At 71.7% G+C, this 14,929-nt stretch carries 18 protein-coding genes and 1 tRNA gene; 12 read left to right on the top strand and 7 right to left on the bottom strand.

The genetic code is table 11. From position 1 onward, the window contains the following. Positions 1-13: 13 nt before the first annotated feature. Positions 14-355, bottom strand: coding sequence for a hypothetical protein (locus KBY96_RS06735; RefSeq protein WP_254978593.1), 342 nt, complete (start codon positions 353-355; stop codon positions 14-16). A 41-nt stretch (positions 356-396) separates the two neighbouring features. After that, positions 397-1,008 carry a MarC family protein gene (locus KBY96_RS06740; RefSeq protein ID WP_254978594.1) on the bottom strand — a complete coding sequence of 204 codons (612 nt, stop codon included), beginning with the start codon at positions 1,006-1,008 and terminating at the stop codon, positions 397-399. 9 nt (positions 1,009-1,017) lie between these two features. On the opposite strand from KBY96_RS06740, the gene KBY96_RS06745 reads away from it, so the two are divergent. Then, positions 1,018-1,863: a TIGR01458 family HAD-type hydrolase gene (locus KBY96_RS06745; protein ID WP_254978595.1), complete on the top strand. Its 846-nt coding sequence runs from the start codon at positions 1,018-1,020 to the stop codon at positions 1,861-1,863. Between the two features lie 9 nt (positions 1,864-1,872). On the opposite strand, the gene KBY96_RS06750 is transcribed toward KBY96_RS06745, so the two are convergent. Further along, positions 1,873-2,877 carry a zincin-like metallopeptidase domain-containing protein gene (locus KBY96_RS06750; protein WP_254978596.1) on the bottom strand — a complete coding sequence of 335 codons (1,005 nt, stop codon included), beginning with the start codon at positions 2,875-2,877 and terminating at the stop codon, positions 1,873-1,875. Between the two features lie 140 nt (positions 2,878-3,017). On the opposite strand from KBY96_RS06750, the gene KBY96_RS06755 reads away from it, so the two are divergent. Further along, a complete protein-coding gene (locus KBY96_RS06755) occupies positions 3,018-3,791 on the top strand; it encodes an AhpC/TSA family protein (protein ID WP_254978597.1) in 774 nt (257 codons plus the stop codon). A 48-nt stretch (positions 3,792-3,839) separates the two neighbouring features. Here KBY96_RS06755 and KBY96_RS06760 read toward each other — a convergent pair. Next, a tRNA-Val gene (locus KBY96_RS06760) sits at positions 3,840-3,911 on the bottom strand. Between KBY96_RS06760 and KBY96_RS06765 the strand changes: the two genes are divergently transcribed. The 5 genes from KBY96_RS06765 to KBY96_RS06785 all read left to right on the top strand — a co-directional run bounded on the left by KBY96_RS06765 (position 3,912) and on the right by KBY96_RS06785 (position 7,660). Next, the gene (locus tag KBY96_RS06765; RefSeq protein WP_254978598.1) at positions 3,912-4,937 is read left to right on the top strand and encodes a lysophospholipid acyltransferase family protein; all 1,026 of its coding nucleotides are present in this window, start codon (positions 3,912-3,914) and stop codon (positions 4,935-4,937) included. A 3-nt stretch (positions 4,938-4,940) separates the two neighbouring features. Continuing rightward, complete coding sequence (locus KBY96_RS06770; RefSeq protein WP_254978599.1) at positions 4,941-5,480, top strand: metal-binding protein; 540 nt, start codon at positions 4,941-4,943, stop codon at positions 5,478-5,480. Further along, entirely contained in the window at positions 5,477-6,397 is a 921-nt protein-coding gene (gene mazG / locus KBY96_RS06775) for a nucleoside triphosphate pyrophosphohydrolase (protein WP_254978600.1), read from the top strand. The genes KBY96_RS06770 and mazG overlap by 4 nt, the downstream gene beginning before the upstream one ends. A 100-nt stretch (positions 6,398-6,497) precedes the next feature. Then, positions 6,498-6,785 carry a hypothetical protein gene (locus KBY96_RS06780; protein ID WP_254978601.1) on the top strand — a complete coding sequence of 96 codons (288 nt, stop codon included), beginning with the start codon at positions 6,498-6,500 and terminating at the stop codon, positions 6,783-6,785. A gap of 62 nt (positions 6,786-6,847) precedes the next feature. Continuing rightward, on the top strand, positions 6,848-7,660 hold the full coding sequence (locus tag KBY96_RS06785) for a Coq4 family protein (RefSeq protein WP_254978602.1): 813 nt from the start codon (positions 6,848-6,850) through the stop codon (positions 7,658-7,660). A 43-nt stretch (positions 7,661-7,703) separates the two neighbouring features. Here the strand turns inward: KBY96_RS06785 and arfB are convergent, their stop codons facing one another. After that, positions 7,704-8,156 (bottom strand): alternative ribosome rescue aminoacyl-tRNA hydrolase ArfB, encoded by a 453-nt coding sequence (arfB, locus tag KBY96_RS06790; RefSeq protein WP_254978603.1) that lies wholly within the window; start codon positions 8,154-8,156, stop codon positions 7,704-7,706. Between the two features lie 158 nt (positions 8,157-8,314). On the opposite strand from arfB, the gene speE reads away from it, so the two are divergent. Together speE and speB are read left to right on the top strand one after the other, a co-directional pair. Beyond that, entirely contained in the window at positions 8,315-9,145 is an 831-nt protein-coding gene (speE, locus tag KBY96_RS06795; protein ID WP_254978666.1) for a polyamine aminopropyltransferase, read from the top strand. A 38-nt stretch (positions 9,146-9,183) separates the two neighbouring features. Further along, positions 9,184-10,059: an agmatinase gene (speB, locus tag KBY96_RS06800; protein ID WP_254978604.1), complete on the top strand. Its 876-nt coding sequence runs from the start codon at positions 9,184-9,186 to the stop codon at positions 10,057-10,059. A 9-nt stretch (positions 10,060-10,068) separates the two neighbouring features. On the opposite strand, the gene KBY96_RS06805 is transcribed toward speB, so the two are convergent. Both KBY96_RS06805 and KBY96_RS06810 read right to left on the bottom strand, forming a co-directional pair. Beyond that, positions 10,069-10,467, bottom strand: a complete 399-nt coding sequence (locus KBY96_RS06805) for a cyclic nucleotide-binding domain-containing protein (protein ID WP_254978605.1) — start codon at positions 10,465-10,467, stop codon at positions 10,069-10,071. 134 nt (positions 10,468-10,601) lie between these two features. Beyond that, positions 10,602-10,856 (bottom strand): hypothetical protein, encoded by a 255-nt coding sequence (locus KBY96_RS06810; RefSeq protein ID WP_254978606.1) that lies wholly within the window; start codon positions 10,854-10,856, stop codon positions 10,602-10,604. Positions 10,857-11,087: 231 nt separating this feature from the next. Between KBY96_RS06810 and gcvT the strand changes: the two genes are divergently transcribed. The 3 genes from gcvT (at position 11,088) to KBY96_RS06825 (ending at position 14,677) form a co-directional block, all read left to right on the top strand. Then, positions 11,088-12,254 (top strand): glycine cleavage system aminomethyltransferase GcvT, encoded by a 1,167-nt coding sequence (gene gcvT, locus KBY96_RS06815; RefSeq protein ID WP_254978607.1) that lies wholly within the window; start codon positions 11,088-11,090, stop codon positions 12,252-12,254. Positions 12,255-12,298: 44 nt separating this feature from the next. After that, the gene (gene aspS / locus KBY96_RS06820; RefSeq protein WP_254978608.1) at positions 12,299-14,122 is read left to right on the top strand and encodes an aspartate--tRNA ligase; all 1,824 of its coding nucleotides are present in this window, start codon (positions 12,299-12,301) and stop codon (positions 14,120-14,122) included. 66 nt (positions 14,123-14,188) lie between these two features. Next, a complete protein-coding gene (locus tag KBY96_RS06825; protein WP_254978609.1) occupies positions 14,189-14,677 on the top strand; it encodes a Dps family protein in 489 nt (162 codons plus the stop codon). Positions 14,678-14,929: the final 252 nt, after the last annotated feature.

A 14,929-nucleotide genomic window follows, 5' to 3' on the forward strand; every position in this document is an offset into this window, starting at 1 on the left:
GCCCTGGGGGCCTCTAATGCAGGTGCGGATGGCGGTGGCCATGGCGGCTGTCGGAGTGGCGATCGTCGCAGTGGCGGCAGCGGCGAGGGCCCGAGGCCATCGGCCGGCCGCACTCGGGGCACGGCACCCGGTAGGCGATGTGCCGGCGTTGATGCTCCTGGCCCAGAACGTCGACCTCCAGCACCACCCACTCGATGAAGGTGTTGCCGTCCCGGTCGGTGCCGCTGCGGATGGCGTCCACCTGACGCCAGGTGCCGAACAGGGGCTCATGGGGATGATCCTGTTCCCGGCGCAGGGCGTGTTCCACGAGCTCCCAGGGGCAGCCGCCGACGCTGGCCGCGGTGGGGTAGAGCATGGAGCGCCTGACAGGCCTGAAAAAAATCTAGCGACGCCGGCTCAGCCAGCCAGGGCCGGGAAGCTCTCGCGCAGGCCGCTCACCAGCATCTGGGTGGCCACCGAGGCGATCAGCACCCCCATCAACCGCGAGATCAGCCGGACCCGCAGCTCCCCCAGGCTGCGCTGCAAGCGGATGGCGCTGGCCAGCACCAGGAACACCACCAGGGCGAGCACGGCAATCACGGCGCTGAGCACCAGGCGACCGATGGCGTCGGGCGGGGCCTCCGCCACCACCAGGGAGATGGTGCCGGGCCCGGCCAGCATCGGCAGGCCGATGGGCACCACCGCCAGCAGCCGGGCGTCGTCGTCGTGGTCGGGGGCGAGGCTGGGTGGGCTGACCACCGCGATGCCGTCGATCAGACGCAGGCCGTAGGGCAGCAGGATCAGGCCACCGGCGATGCGGAAAGCCGGCAGGCTGATGCCGAAGAGGTCCAGCAACGGCTGGCCCCACCAGCAGGAGAGCAGCAGGGTCACCAGAAAGGTGGTGGCCGCCAGGCGGCCGATGCGCCGCACGCGCGCCGGGTTGGCATTGGCCGCCTCGATCACCACCGGCAGCACGCCGATCGGATCGGTGAGCGCCACCAGGCCCACGGCGGTGTTGATCAGAGACATCAGAAACGGTTGACAACGCCACTGCCATCACAGCCCGGCTTCGCCAGGCTGGCCGCGATCGATGGGCTGGTGATGGACGGGAAGGCAACACCGCCCGCGGCCCTGCTGCTCGACCTCAACGGCGTGCTCTTCGACGAGCAGGGCGTGGTGAGCGGGGCGGTGGACAGCGTGCGCGAGGCGCGAGGGCGCGGGCTGGCCATCCGCTACGTGACCAACACCGCCACCCGCCACCACGACAGCCTGCGCCAGGAGCTCGAAGCCATGGGCTTTCCGGTGCAGCCCGGCGAGCTGTTCACCGCGCCCCTGGCGGCCCTCGGCTGGCTTGAGCGCCGGCAGCGGCGACCCTTCTGCCTGGTGCATGACGCGATCGCCCCCCTGTTTTTGGAGCTGAGCGCCGTGGAGGGGGGCGACGGCCCCGACTGCGTGCTGCTCGGCGATGCCCGCGATCAGCTCTCCTACGCCAACCTCAACTGCGCCCTGGAGCTGTTGCTCGACGGCGCGCCGCTGATCGGCATCGGCATGAACCGCCGCTTCCGCGAAGGGGGGCACTGGCTGCTCGATGCCGGGGCCTTCATCCGGGCGCTGGAGTACGGCGCCAACTGCAGCGCCACGGTGATGGGCAAGCCCTCGCCCGCGTTCTACCGGGAGCTGGTGGACTCCCTCGGCCTGCAGCCGGGGCAGTGCCTGATGGTGGGCGACGACGTGGAGGCCGACGTGGCCGGGGCGATGGCCTGCGGGCTGCAGGCGGTGCTCACCCAGACCGGCAAGTACCGCCCGGACGATCGCGAGCTGCTGCCCCCCGGGGCCGGCCTGATTCCCAGCCTGGCGGGGCTGGGGGAGCTGCTGGGCTGGTGAGGCCCAGGGTCAGCCGGCGCCATCGGCTGGCTCCGGACAGATCAGATCGGCGGCCTTGCGGGCATCGCTGAGCACCTGCAGCAGCACCCGGGGCGATTCGCGCAGCAGGGCGATCCAGCCCCCCAGGTAGGCGGCGTGGTTGGCCATGGCACTGCCGATCTCCAGCCGATCGCCGAGCAGCACGGCTCCCAGCTCGGCCACCAGCTCCTCACGGGCATAGGCCCGCCCGCCATCGCCGCCGCTGCCCATGCCGCCGGAGAGATCGCGGGCCAGCCGCGAACGATGGCCGGTGGAGTGGATCGCCTCATGGGCCCAGGTGGCATAGAGGGCCGCCGGGCGATGGAATGCCGAACGCTCCGGCAACCGGATGCGATCCGGGCCGGGCAGGTAGCAGGCGCGATCGCCCGCAAAGCCCACCGGCACGGGCCAGGCGGCCAGCACCGTCTCGGCGGCCGCCAGCCGCTGCGGCTCGGGCCGGGCTTGGGCCCCCTCCGCCTGGCGCCGTGCCTGCACCAGAGCGGGGAGGCCCTCGCCCTCCAGATCGGCCACGTTGAACAGCGGCAGCGGCCGGTAGCTCACCCAGCGGCACCCGCCCTCCGGGGCGGTGTCGGTGCGGGCGGTGTTGGCGGTGTTGGCGGTGGCAGGGTCAGTGCCCTCAGCCTGGGCGCCAGCGGCCAAGCGGCCCTCCCCGCCCTGATGCAGCTGGGGCCGCAGCACGTGCACGGCTTTGCTGCCCCGGCGGGGCACGAGGCCATGGGCCCGGGCCTCGACATAGCCGCACCAGTAGGGAAGGGCTGATCCACAGCGGTGCAGGCCCAGGCCGAGCAGCACCGGATTGGCCCCGCGGTAGCGGCGACCGGAGAACAGATTCACGTGGTGGCCGGGGCCGGCGGCATCCCACTCGCGGCGCCAGGGGGTGGTGCCGGCCTCGAGCTGGGCGATCAGGGCGGCAACGAGCTTCTCCTCCGGGGTGGCCGGCGCAACGGCAGATCGGGGGCGGGCGGCAGGGGCCATCGGGGGCAGCGGCAGAGAGCGGCAAGCGCCGGCGCGGCCAGGGACAGGCGCGGGCCGGGGGGCTCACAACAACCAATGCCCCGGGCGTCCCATCCCCGGAGGCGCCAGGCTGGTGGGCAGCATTTGCGTTCAGGCAGCTGATGGCGCAGCAGGCCACCCCCAGCACGGCCGCCCCCCCGGCACCGGCAGCACTGCTGGAGGCCCTGGCTGCCATCCCGGGAATGGAGGCAGGCCAGCGGCGCCTGGTGCTGCTGTGGGGCCAGCTGGGGGACTTCGACAGCCTCGAATATGCCCAGGCCCTGGTGCCACGGCTGCCGACCCTGGAGGCCGCCCGCATCGCCGTGCAGGCGTTCGGCATCGGCAACGGGGCCGGCCGCGATCGTTTCTGCGCCTTCACCGGCTTCCCGCCGCAGCGGCTCCAGGTGCGGCCCGACGCACAGCTGCACCGGGCCCTCGATCTCTATGCCGGGCTGCAGCTGCCCATCGGGGCCTGGGGCAATCTGCTGCTGATGTGCGCCGGCATCGGCTCAGCGGGCACCCTGCGGGAGGTGCTGCGCGGCTACACGGGCGACCGCCGCGCCCCCCAGCGGATCGCCGATGACGCGGTGATCGAGGCGCCACCGCTGCCGCCGATCCGCGGATCCCTGTTCGCCCGGGCCGGCGGCAGGGGCTTCCTGCGGCCGTTCGAGCTGGCCACGATCCGCCTGCGCAACATGGGCGAGGTGCTGAGCCACTGGCGCACCTACGTGCCCTGCGAGGATGCCCTTCCCCAGCGGGGCGGCACCTGGCTGCTGGCCGAGGACGACACCCTGCTGTACCACCACCGGGATCCCGGGATCCTGGCCTTCTCGGAAACGATGGCCCAGCCTCTGAGCTTCCTCGAGCCCCATCTGCGGTCCCCCCTTGATGGCTGACTGCAGCGCCCGGCGGTGGAGCCCGTAGGGTTCGCCCGATCAAGCCGATGCGCGATGCCGGTTTCGAACCAGCGACATCCTGCTTGTAAGGCAGGCGCTCTACCGCTGAGCTAATCGCGCGTGAATCAAAAGTTACCGCAACCCATCCAGCCCGCCGCCCGCCCGGCGCGACCACGGCGCCGCTGGATCCACGCCTCCCGTCGCCAACGGCTGCGCTGGTGGGCAGAAGCCCTCCTGTTGCGCCTGTTGCTGCTCCTGCTCCGCGGTCGCCGTCACCACAGCATCGCCAGCGGCATCCGGCAGGTGGTGCGGCTGGGCCAGCCAGCCCTCGGCCGGCGGCTGGCCACCGCCGAGGCCAACCTCGAGCGCGTGTATGGCACCAGCCTCAGCCCGGGCCAGCGCCAGCTGCTGGCCCGGCGCTCCCTGGAGAGCTTTTTCCTCTCCTGCCTGGAATCGATCATTGAGCCGGTGCAGCCCAGCCGCATCCATGCCGAAGGCGAGGGGCTGGAGCCGCTGCTCGCGGCTCGCCAGCCCAACCAGGGCGTGATCATCGCCTCCCTGCACCTGGGCTGCTGGGACCTGGGGCTCCGCTGGCTGAGCCAGCGCCTGGAGAAGCTGGCAGTGGTGTATCGCCCGGCCCACAACCCGCAGGCCGACCGGTTGCTGAACGCGGCCCGCCGTGCCAACAGCCAATGCCACTGGATTTCCCAGTTCGATGTGCGTTCCATGCTCGAGTGGCTGCGCCGGGGTGGTGCCCTGGTGGTGATGACGGATCTCTACGGCGGTCAAAACCCCCTGCCGGTGGATGTGCTTGGCCTCAGCACCCACGCCCTGCGCACGCCGCTGGCCCTGTCGCAGAAAACCAACGCCCCGATCTACCCCGTGGCCCATGTACGCGAGGACAACGGCAGATTCCAGCTGAGCTTCGGCTGGCCCCTGACAGCGGCCCCGGGAGTGGAGGGGCTGGTGCAACAGGCCCAGGCCCTGGCCGATTGGCAGGAGCCCCTGATCCAGGCCTACGCCGAGCAGTACTACTGGATCCAGCGGCGCTGGCGCACCGGCGACGGCAGCGGCACCCGCTTGCGGACTCTGGCGCCGCCGGCCCCCCGAGCCCTGGCCGCAGCCGCTGCTCGGGGCAGGCCCTGAGCGGTGGCCAGCGGCCGCGCCCACGACCGCGCCACCTGGCAGCTGGCCCTGCCCTTCGGCCTGGTGTTCGCCCCGGCCCTGGGGCTGGCGGGGGTGGTGAGCGCCGCCACGGGCTTCCTGGTGGGGGGCCTGCTGCTCTCCCCCGACCTCGACACCCGCTCCAACGCCACCCGCCGCTGGGGACCGTTGCGGATGCTGTGGTGGCCCTACCGACACGGGCTGGCGCACCGCTCAGTGCTCTCCCACAGCCCGCTGCTGGGCACGGCCGGGCGGCTGGCCTACATGGCGGCCCTGGCGCTGCTGGCCTCCGCCCTCCTGGCGACCCTGCCCCTGGGAGTGCCCACACCCCCCGAGCTGCTCGCCGCCGCCCTGGAGCTGTGGCAACGGCAGCGGCCGCTGCTGCTCAGCGCCCTGGTGGGCCTGGAGGCCAGCAGCTGGCTGCACCTGATCCAGGATGGCGACCCGCTGCCGCGGCTGCCCCGGCCGTGGCGCCGCCTGCGGCCACGATCCCGCACCCGTTCCCCCGCCCGCCGCCGCCGATGAGTTCCGACCCCCAGCTGCCGGCCACCCTCCACGCCCTTGCGGAGCTGGTGGCGGTGGTGGCCCGCCTGCGCGATCCCGAAACCGGCTGCCCCTGGGACCTGGAACAGACCCACGCCTCCCTGGTGCCCTATGTGCTGGAGGAGGCCCACGAGGTGGCCGATGCCATCCGCCACGGCGACGACCGGCATCTGGAGGAGGAGCTGGGCGACCTGCTGCTGCAGGTGGTGCTGCACGCCCGCATCGCCAGCGAGGCGGGACGGTTTGATCTCGAGCGCATCGCCCGGGGCCTCAGCGCCAAGCTGATCCGTCGCCACCCCCATGTGTTCGGCGGCGCAGAGTGCGGCGACGCCAGCGCCAGGGCGACCGACAGCGCTGCGGTGCACGCCAGCTGGGAGGCGATCAAGGCGGCTGAGCAACGCCAGCGCGAGGCCGAGCGCCGGGCCGGTGCTGAGGCGACAGCCCCCTCCGCGGCCCCCTCCGCCAGCCCCCTGAGCGACAAGCTGGCCGGCAAGGTGCGGGGCCAGCCGGCCCTGGCCGGCGCCATGACCATCTCCAGAAAGGCCGCCGCCGCCGGCTTCGAATGGGACGCCATGGCGAGGGTGTGGGAGAAGGTGCACGAGGAGCTCGACGAGCTCAAGGAGGCGGTGGCCGCGGCCCAGGCAGGCGGCGGCCGGACCCATGCCGAGGAGGAGCTGGGTGACCTGCTGTTCACCCTGGTGAACGTGGCCCGCTGGTGCGGCCTTGACCCGGAAACGGGCCTGGCCGGCACCAACCGCCGCTTCCTGGATCGCTTCTCGCGGGTGGAGGCGGCCTTGGGCGGCGAGCTGCAGGGCCGCGGCATCCGCGAGCTGGAGGGGCTGTGGCAGCAAGCCAAGGCCCAGATCCGCGCCGAGCGCGAGGGCGCCGGCGGGACCTGAGGCCCAGCCCCCTGTGTCCTGCGACACCGGCAGGGCTGCCAGGTGCGCCGGGGCCGCCAGGCTGGGACCAGAGATCCACCGTTCCCGACGGCAGCCCGCGATGAGCGACACCCAGCCCGCCCCCACGCCGGATCCCAGCACCCTGATCCCCCCCGACGAGGTGTTCACCGTGTTGCGGGTGGACCCCGACGGCAGCGCCCAGTTGCTCGACCCCCAGCTGCGCCAGCACGCCGATTCCGAGGGCACGGCCTTCTGGTGCCGGCCCAACCAACCGCTGCAGGCCGGCCAGCGGGTGCAGGGGATCCTGGAGTTCCACCCCCGCGAGGCGGTGGCGCATCAGCGTCCGCCCTTCTTCACGGTGAACGTGGTGCTGGCTGCTCAGGACTGAGGCCGCGGACGGGAACAGCCGAGGTGAGCGGAGGTGAGCCGTGCTGAGGGAGCCGCACCCGGATGGTGCGCGAAAGTACGGATGTCCAACCGTCTGATTCGATGGGCTTCCGCTACCTCGATCGCATCGCCACCGAGGACAACATCCGCTCCTTTCTGGAACTGGCCGACCTGGCCGCCGGTGCCGGCAGCTCCGCCCAGAACGTGTTTCTGTTGTCGCACCGGCTGCGGGGCTCGATCCCGATGCAGCTGTGCCGCAAGCGGCTCGGCCGCGATCCCCAGGCCCAGGCACTGATCGACTCCAGACGGCTCTGCGGGCCCTACGACAGTGCCGCGCTGCGTGCATTGCCGAAGGGAAGCCTCGGCCACACCTACGCCACCATTCTGGAAACGCTGGGCTACGACATCAACTTCTTTCCCGAGCCCGCGTTCTACAACAATCTGGAAAGCGATGCCGACTACATCAACTATCGGGTTTATGCCACCCATGATCTGCATCACATCCTCACCGGATTCAGCCTCGACAACTTCGGCGAGCTGGGGGTGATCAGCGTCAGCGTGGCCCAGTTCTCCCACCCGGGCCTGATGTTCACCGACCTGATGGCGCTGCTGCTGCAGTGGCTGCGCAGCGACACCCCGATCGACGAACTGGAGACACCCGAGGAACAGGCGCGCACCGCCGCCTACGCCTTCGGCCGCATCAGCCAGGGGCTGGAGATGGGCCTGGCGGCCCGGCCCCTGTTCCCGGTGCTGTGGGAAGAGCAGATGCACCGCAACCTGGATGAGCTGCGCGCCGAACTCGGCATCGAGGCCGTGCGCGAGGGCCCCTGGAGCTGGCACGCCGACCCCAGGCTGCAGACAGCCCTTGCCGGCTGAACGGCGCAGGCGGCAGGAGAGGATCCCGAGGGGCCCGAGGGTCTCAGTCGTCCGGGAGCGATCCGGCGCGGCGGCGGCTGCTCTTGAGGGCCGCGCGCCGCTGCTTGGCCGCCAGGCGCCGCTCCACCGCCGCGCGGCCGGGACGGGTGGCCCGGCGGGCGGGCGGCGGCGGCCGCAGGGCCTCGCGCAGCACGGCCTCCAGTCGCCGCTGGGCAGCCACGCGGTTGCGCCACTGGGAGCGGTGCTCGCTGGCGCTGATCTGCAACGCACCCCCCACCAGCCGCCCCCGCAGGCGCTCCAGGGCCCGCGCCTTGAGGGCAGGCGGCAACGCCGAGGATGCCGCCAGGTCGAACACCAGCTCCACCCGCGAATCGGTGGTGTTCACGTTCTGGCCGCCGGGTCCGCCGGAACGGGAGAAGCGCCAGCGCAGGTCGCTGGCGGGAATGCGCAGAGCATCCCCGATCCGCAGGTCGTCGCTGGGTCGCTCACCGGCCATGCCGCCAGCCTGGCAGGGGCCCGCGCGACCAGACAGCCCCAGCTGAGCCGACCCGGCCGGACGCTTAGCTGGAGCCGATCGCGTCTTCGCCGGTGACCCATCCCTCCTCGAGTGCCACTCCGAGCCCCGCTGCGCCCCCGCCCGCCACCCCGGGCTGGGTGGATGAGGTCTTCGACGGCGTGCGCTACGGCCTGGCCGGCCGGGTGATCGCCGAGCGGCAGTCAGCCTTCCAGCGGCTCACGATCATCGACAGCGACCGCTACGGCCGGGGCCTGCTGCTCGATGGCTGCTGGATGACCGCCGAGCGCCAGGAGCGGCACTACCACGAGCCGCTGGTGCACCCGGCCCTGTGCGGCGCCGAGGCCATCGAGCGGGTGCTGGTGATCGGCGGCGGCGATGGCGGCACCGCCCGCGAATGCCTGCGCCACCCGGGTGTGCGCCACCTGGACATGGTGGAGATCGACGGCCTGGTGGTGGAGTGGAGCCAGCAACACCTGGCCAGCATCGGTGGGGGCTGCTGGAGCGATCCCCGCTTCCAGCTCACCGTGGGTGACGGCATCGCCTGGGTGCGCGAGGCCAGCGCGGCCAGCTACGACGTGGTGATCGTGGACGGTTCCGATCCGGCAGGGCCGGCCGAGGGCCTGTTCAACCGGGCCTTCTTCGAACACTGCCGGCGCATCCTGCGGCCCGGCGGCGTGTTCGCCACCCAGAGCGAATCACCGGAGGCCTTCCGCGCCGTGCACATCGACACCGTGCGCCTGCTGCGGGAGGTGTTCGGCCACGCCGATCCGCTCTACGGCTGGGTGCCGATGTACCCGAGCGGCTGGTGGAGCTGGACCTTCGCCGCCAGCGACGGCCCCCGCTACCGCCAGCCACGGCCCGAGCGCGCCGCCACCATCACCGCCGGCTGTGAGATCTGGAGTCCCCGCTGGCAGCGCGGCGGCTTCGAGGCCATGCCGGCCTTCGTGGAGCGGGCCCTCGCCGGCTGAACGGCGGCAGCGGGCACTGAGCAGCGGAGACTGAACCGATGAGCGATCACCACCCCTCCCACCACGTTCTGTTCGACACCGACGGGGCGGTGTTCATGGCCAGCCGCCGCGACCCGGCCGGTTGCCGGGTGGGCCTGTTCGGCGTGCCCTACGACGGCACCACCTCCTTCCGCCCCGGCACCCGCTTCGGGCCGGCGGCGATCCGCGAGGTGAGCCAGGGGCTGGAAACCTATTGCCCCCAGCTGGATCGGGATCTGGAGGATCTGGCCTTCGCCGACCTGGGCGCCGTGGCCATCCCCTATGGAGCCCCGGAGCCGGTGGTGGCCGCCGTGAAGCGGGCCGCAGAAGCGGTGCTGGCCCAGGGCCTGAAGCCCCTGATGCTGGGGGGCGAGCATTCGATCAGCTCCGGCGCGGTGGCGGCCGTGGCGGAGCGCCACCCGGAGCTGGTGCTGGTGCAGCTCGACGCCCACGCCGATCTGCGCCAGGAGTGGCTGGGCGCCCGCCACAGTCACGCCTGCGCCATGCGTCGCTGTCTGGAGGTGCTGCCCAGCCAGCGGCTGCTGCAGATCGCCATCCGCAGCGGCACCGCCGAGGAGTTCCATGAGCTGCGCGGCAGTGGCCGGCTGGTGGCGATCGATGCCATGGCCGCGGCCCTGCGCCCTCTGCGCGGCCAGCCCCTCTATCTCACCGTCGACCTCGACTGGTTCGATCCAGCCGTGATGCCCGGCACCGGCACCCCCGAGCCTGGGGGCTTCCTGTGGCGGGATTTCGCCGCCCTGGTGGAGGAACTGCGCCACCACCGCCTGGTGGCCGCCGACGTGGTGGAACTGGCGCCCCAGCTGGACGGAAGCGGGATCAGCAGCGTGCTGGCCGCCAAGGTGGTGCGCAGCCTGCTGCTGGTGCTGGGGGGTTGATCGAGGCAATCAGTAGCAGCAGGTGCCGCTGGTGCGCTGCTCGCGCAGGCGGTCGTGCTGCTGACCGATCAACAGGAGCGCCAGGGTGGGATGGTTGTGGAGCAGGTTGAGAAAGTGCAGGCGCTCGAGCCGCAGAATCTCCACCGGGGTCCGGGCGATGGCGGTGTTGTCGTGACGACCGACGCCCCACACGATGTCCTGGTAACAGAACAGCTCACCAGGCCTGTAGCAGAGCTTTTCGCCGTCGCGCCCGATCAGCTCGATGATCCCTCGACGGATGCCGTAGATGGCGTCGGCCTGCATGCCCTGCTCGAACACCGTGGCTCCGGTGGGCAGGGCGAGGTGCTCGCACTCCACCTGCACAGCCATCAGATCAATGGCGGCATGCAGGAGGGGTGTGGTGACCAAGAGCGGCAGCGGCGAACGAGAGGCGGCAGTGGAGTGCCACCGCAGACGTTAGATAGGGATTGGCAAAATTGAGGACCGTGCGGGGATTTCCCTACCGCCGCCGCCGAACTGGCCTCGCCTGGCGGCCTCAGGCCTCAGTCCTGAAGCTGGGGCAGGAGCATCTCCAGGCTCAGCTGCTGGCAGCGAGCGCCCACCTGGGGATCCGCCGAGGCTCCACCGGAGGCCATGCCGGCGGGCAGTTGCGGCGGCCGGGCAGTCCAGTGGTGGCACCAGAGCTCCCCGGACAGCTCGGCGTGGATGGCGAGCTGGCGCAGCCGGCACCATCCCGCGCTGCTCCCCTGGGGGTTCGCGCAGTGACGGCAACTGCGGCAGCTGGGACGGTGGGGCATGGCTGGATGACCAGGTGGGTGGATGCAACGCCAGTTATCAGCGAGCCCAGACACTAGGGGGTTGACGCGCGGGTGCAGGGGCGGTTACCCGTTCTTTCGAATGTCTTCCCAAGCCGCGTCCAAGTCCCCCCTCGCCCGGCCGCTGCTGTTGCTGCTCTTCTGCCCGATGGCGGCCGCCGCCGCTGGTGCTTGGCGCCTCCAATAGCCTCGCTCCACCCGCCAGCCGGCCCCGTGGCACTCCTGCGCACTCCCCTGTTCGAGGCGGCCCGGGCCGCCGGTGGCCGCCTGGTGCCCTTCGCCGGCTGGGAGCTGCCGGTGCAGTTCCAGGGGCTGGTGGCCGAGCACCGGGCCGTGCGCAGCGCCTGCGGCCTGTTCGACATCTCGCATATGGGGGTGCTGCGGCTGCGGGGGGACGGCGCCAAGGACGCCCTGCAGGCCCTGGTGCCCAGCGACCTGTTCCGCATCGGGCCCGGGGAGGCCTGCTACACGGTGCTGCTGAATGAGGGGGGCGGCATCCGCGACGACCTGATCGTGTACGACCGGGGCCGGGTAGCGGCCGGCGGCAACGGCGCGGAGACCAACGAGCTGCCGCTGGTGGACGAGGTGCTGCTGGTGATCAATGCCGACTGCGCCGCGGCCGACACGGCCTGGATCAGCAGCCAGCTGCAGTTTGCCGGCATCGCCGTGGACGACCTCAAGGGCGATGGGGTGCTGCTGGCTCTGCAGGGGCCCCAGGCGGCGGCGCGGCTGGAGGCCCTGGCCGGCATCAGCCTCTCGGGCCTGCCCCGCTTCGGTCACCGGCAGCTGCCGCTGCGGGGCACGGCCGCGGGCGCCGCGGCGGGAGCGAGCGTGTTCGTGGCCCGCACCGGCTACACCGGCGAGGACGGCTTTGAGCTGCTGCTGGAGCGGGAGCCGGGCCTCGCCCTCTGGCAGCAGCTGCTGGCCGAGGGGGTGACACCCTGCGGCCTGGGCTCCCGCGACAGCCTGCGCCTGGAGGCGGCCATGCACCTCTACGGCAACGACATGGACGCCACCACCACGCCCCTGGAGGTGGGGCTGGGCTGGCTGGTGCACCTGGAGATGCCCAAGGAGTTCGTGGGCCGCGCGGTGCTGGAGCGCCAGAGCGCCGAGGGGGTGCGCCGCCGGCTGGTGGGCCTGGAGCTGCGCGGTCGCGCCATTCCCCGCCACGGCTACCCGGTGCTGGCGGCGGGGGCGGAGGGCGGCAGCAAGGCGGTGGGCACGGTCACCAGCGGCGGCTGGTCGCCCACGCTGGAGCGGGGTATCGCCCTGGCCAGCGTGCCGGCGGAGCTTGCCCGCCCCGGCACGGAGCTGGCGGTGGAGATCCGCGGCCGGGCCGAACCGGCCACCGTGGTGAAGCGCCCCTTCTACAGGCGTTGACCCGCCTGGATGGGAAGATCGCCCATTGCCTAGGACCTCCCGGTATGCGCAGCCACGGGTGCGGCGACCTGCGTCAGGACGCCACCGGCCAGCAGGTGCAGCTCTGCGGCTGGGTGGACCGGCGCCGCGACCACGGCGGCGTGATCTTCATCGATCTGCGCGACCGCAGCGGCACGATGCAGATCACCGTGGACCCCGACAACGGCGCCGACACCTTCGCCGTGGCCGAGCATCTGCGCAACGAAACCGTGATCCTGGTGAACGGCACGGTGCGGGAGCGGCCGGCCGAATCGATCAACGAGAAACTCGCCACCGGCCGTATGGAGGTGCTGGCCGCCGGCATCACCGTGCTCAACCCGGTGAAGGGGATCCTGCCCTTCCCGGTGTCGGTGCACGACGAGGAGAACACCCGCGAGGACCTGCGTCTGCGCCACCGCTACCTCGATCTGCGCCGCGAGCGCATGAACGCCAACCTGCGCCTGCGCCACCGCGCCGTGCAGGCGATGCGGCGGTTCCTGGAGGACGCCGGCTTCATCGAGGTGGAAACGCCGATACTCACCCGCTCCACCCCCGAGGGCGCCCGCGACTATCTGGTGCCCAGCCGGGTGTGCGGCGGGGATTGGTTCGCCCTGCCCCAGTCGCCCCAGCTGTTCAAGCAGCTGCTGATGGTGGGGGGCCTGGAGCGCTACTACCAGATCGCGCGCTGCTTCCGCGATGAAGACCTGCGCGCCGACCGCCAGCCGGAGTTCACCCAGCTGGACCTGGAGATGAGCTTCATGGACCAGGAGCAGATCCTGGCGCTCAACGAGGGGCTGATCACCGCGATCTGGAAGGCGGTGAAGGGCATCGAGCTGCCGCGGCCGTTCCCGCGCCTCACCTGGCATGAGGCCATGGCGCGCTACGGCACCGACCGGCCCGACACCCGCTACGGCCTGGAGCTCACCGACGTGAGCGACATCGTGGCGGACATGGGCTTCAAGGTCTTCTCCGGCGCCGTGAAAGCCGGCGGGTCGGTGAAGGCCATCGCCGTGCCGGGCGGCAACGAGGCGATCAGCAACGTTCGCATCAAGCCCGGTGGTGATGTGTTCAGTGAGGCCCAGGCGGCCGGCGCCGGCGGTCTGGCCTTCATCCGCGTGCGCGAGGGCGGTGAGATCGACAGCATCGGCGCCATCAAGGACAACCTCAGCGAGGAGAAGAAGGCCGAGCTGCTGGCGCGCACCGGCGCCGAGGCCGGCACCCTGCTGCTGTTCGGCGCCGGCGACACCGCCACCGTGAACAAGGCCCTCGACCGGGTGCGGCAGTTCCTGGCCCGCCAGCTGGGCCTGGTGCGGCCCGAGCGCGAGAACGACACCTGGAACTTCCTCTGGGTGGTGGATTTCCCGATGTTCGAGTTCAACATCGGCGAAAACCGCCTCGAGGCCCTGCACCACCCCTTCTGCGCCCCCAACCCGGCCGACATCGGCACCGATCCGGCGCGCTGGGCCGACGCCCTGCCCAGCGCCCGCGCCCAGGCCTACGACCTGGTGCTCAACGGCCTGGAGCTGGGCGGTGGCTCGCTGCGCATCCACGACTCAGCCCTGCAGCGCCAGGTGCTGCAGACCATCGGCCTGCCTGCCGAGGAGGCCGAGCGCCAGTTCGGCTTCCTGCTGGAGGCCCTCGACATGGGCGCCCCGCCCCACGGCGGCCTGGCCTACGGGGTGGACCGGATCGTGATGCTGCTGGCGGGCGAGGAGTCGATCCGCGACACAATTGCCTTCCCGAAAACCCAGCAGGCCCGCTGCCTGCTCACCCAGGCCCCGGCCGGGGTGGCCGACAAGCAGCTCCAGGAGCTGCACGTGGCCAGCACCTGGAGCGACGAGGAGGCCTGAGGCAGGCCGCCGGGGGACAGCGCACCGCTGCTCTGCTAAAACGTAGTCACTACGAGTTAGAGAGACATGGCTTCCGTCACCGCCCCCCCGATCGACATCGGCATCCCCGAGGCCCAGCGCCAGCAGATCGCCGAAGGCCTGGGCCGCGTGCTCGCCGACAGCACCGTGCTCTACGCCAAGACCCACGGCTTCCACTGGAACGTCACCGGGCCGATGTTCAACACGCTCCACCTGATGTTCATGGAGCAGTACACCGAGCTCTGGAACGCCCTCGACGAGATCGCCGAGCGCATCCGCGCCCTGGGCTGCCCCGCGCCCTTCGGCGGCAGCACCTACAGCGGCCTCTCCTCGGTGCCCGAAACCGAAGGCATCCCCACCGCCCTGGAGATGGTGCGGGAGCTGGTGGAGGGCCATGAGGCCGTGGCCCGCACCATCCGCGGCGTGTTCGCCGTGGCCGAGGACGCCAACGACCAGCCCACCGCCGACCTGCTCACCCAGCGGCTGCAGATTCACGAGAAGACCGCCTGGATGCTGCGCAGCCTGCTTGAAAGCTGAGGTTGCTCGGTGCGACTTGCAGCGGTGCGACTGGCGTCGGCCGGGCGAACCCGCTGCGCGGGTAACGCCGGCCTCTCACCAGCCGCACCGACAACCCGGCAGCCCGATGGTGGGACCGTCGGTGCTGACGTTGAAGCCGTGACGCTGCCCAGATGACGCCGCAACAGCGGCGGACTTGCCCATCCCACTGGCTCCTGGGGGCCGTGATGCGGTGAGGCCGGCGTTGCCCGCCCCGCGGGCTCGCCCGGCCGA

This window comes from Cyanobium sp. ATX 6A2 (genome assembly GCF_024346355.1).
Lineage (GTDB): Bacteria > Cyanobacteriota > Cyanobacteriia > PCC-6307 > Cyanobiaceae > NIES-981.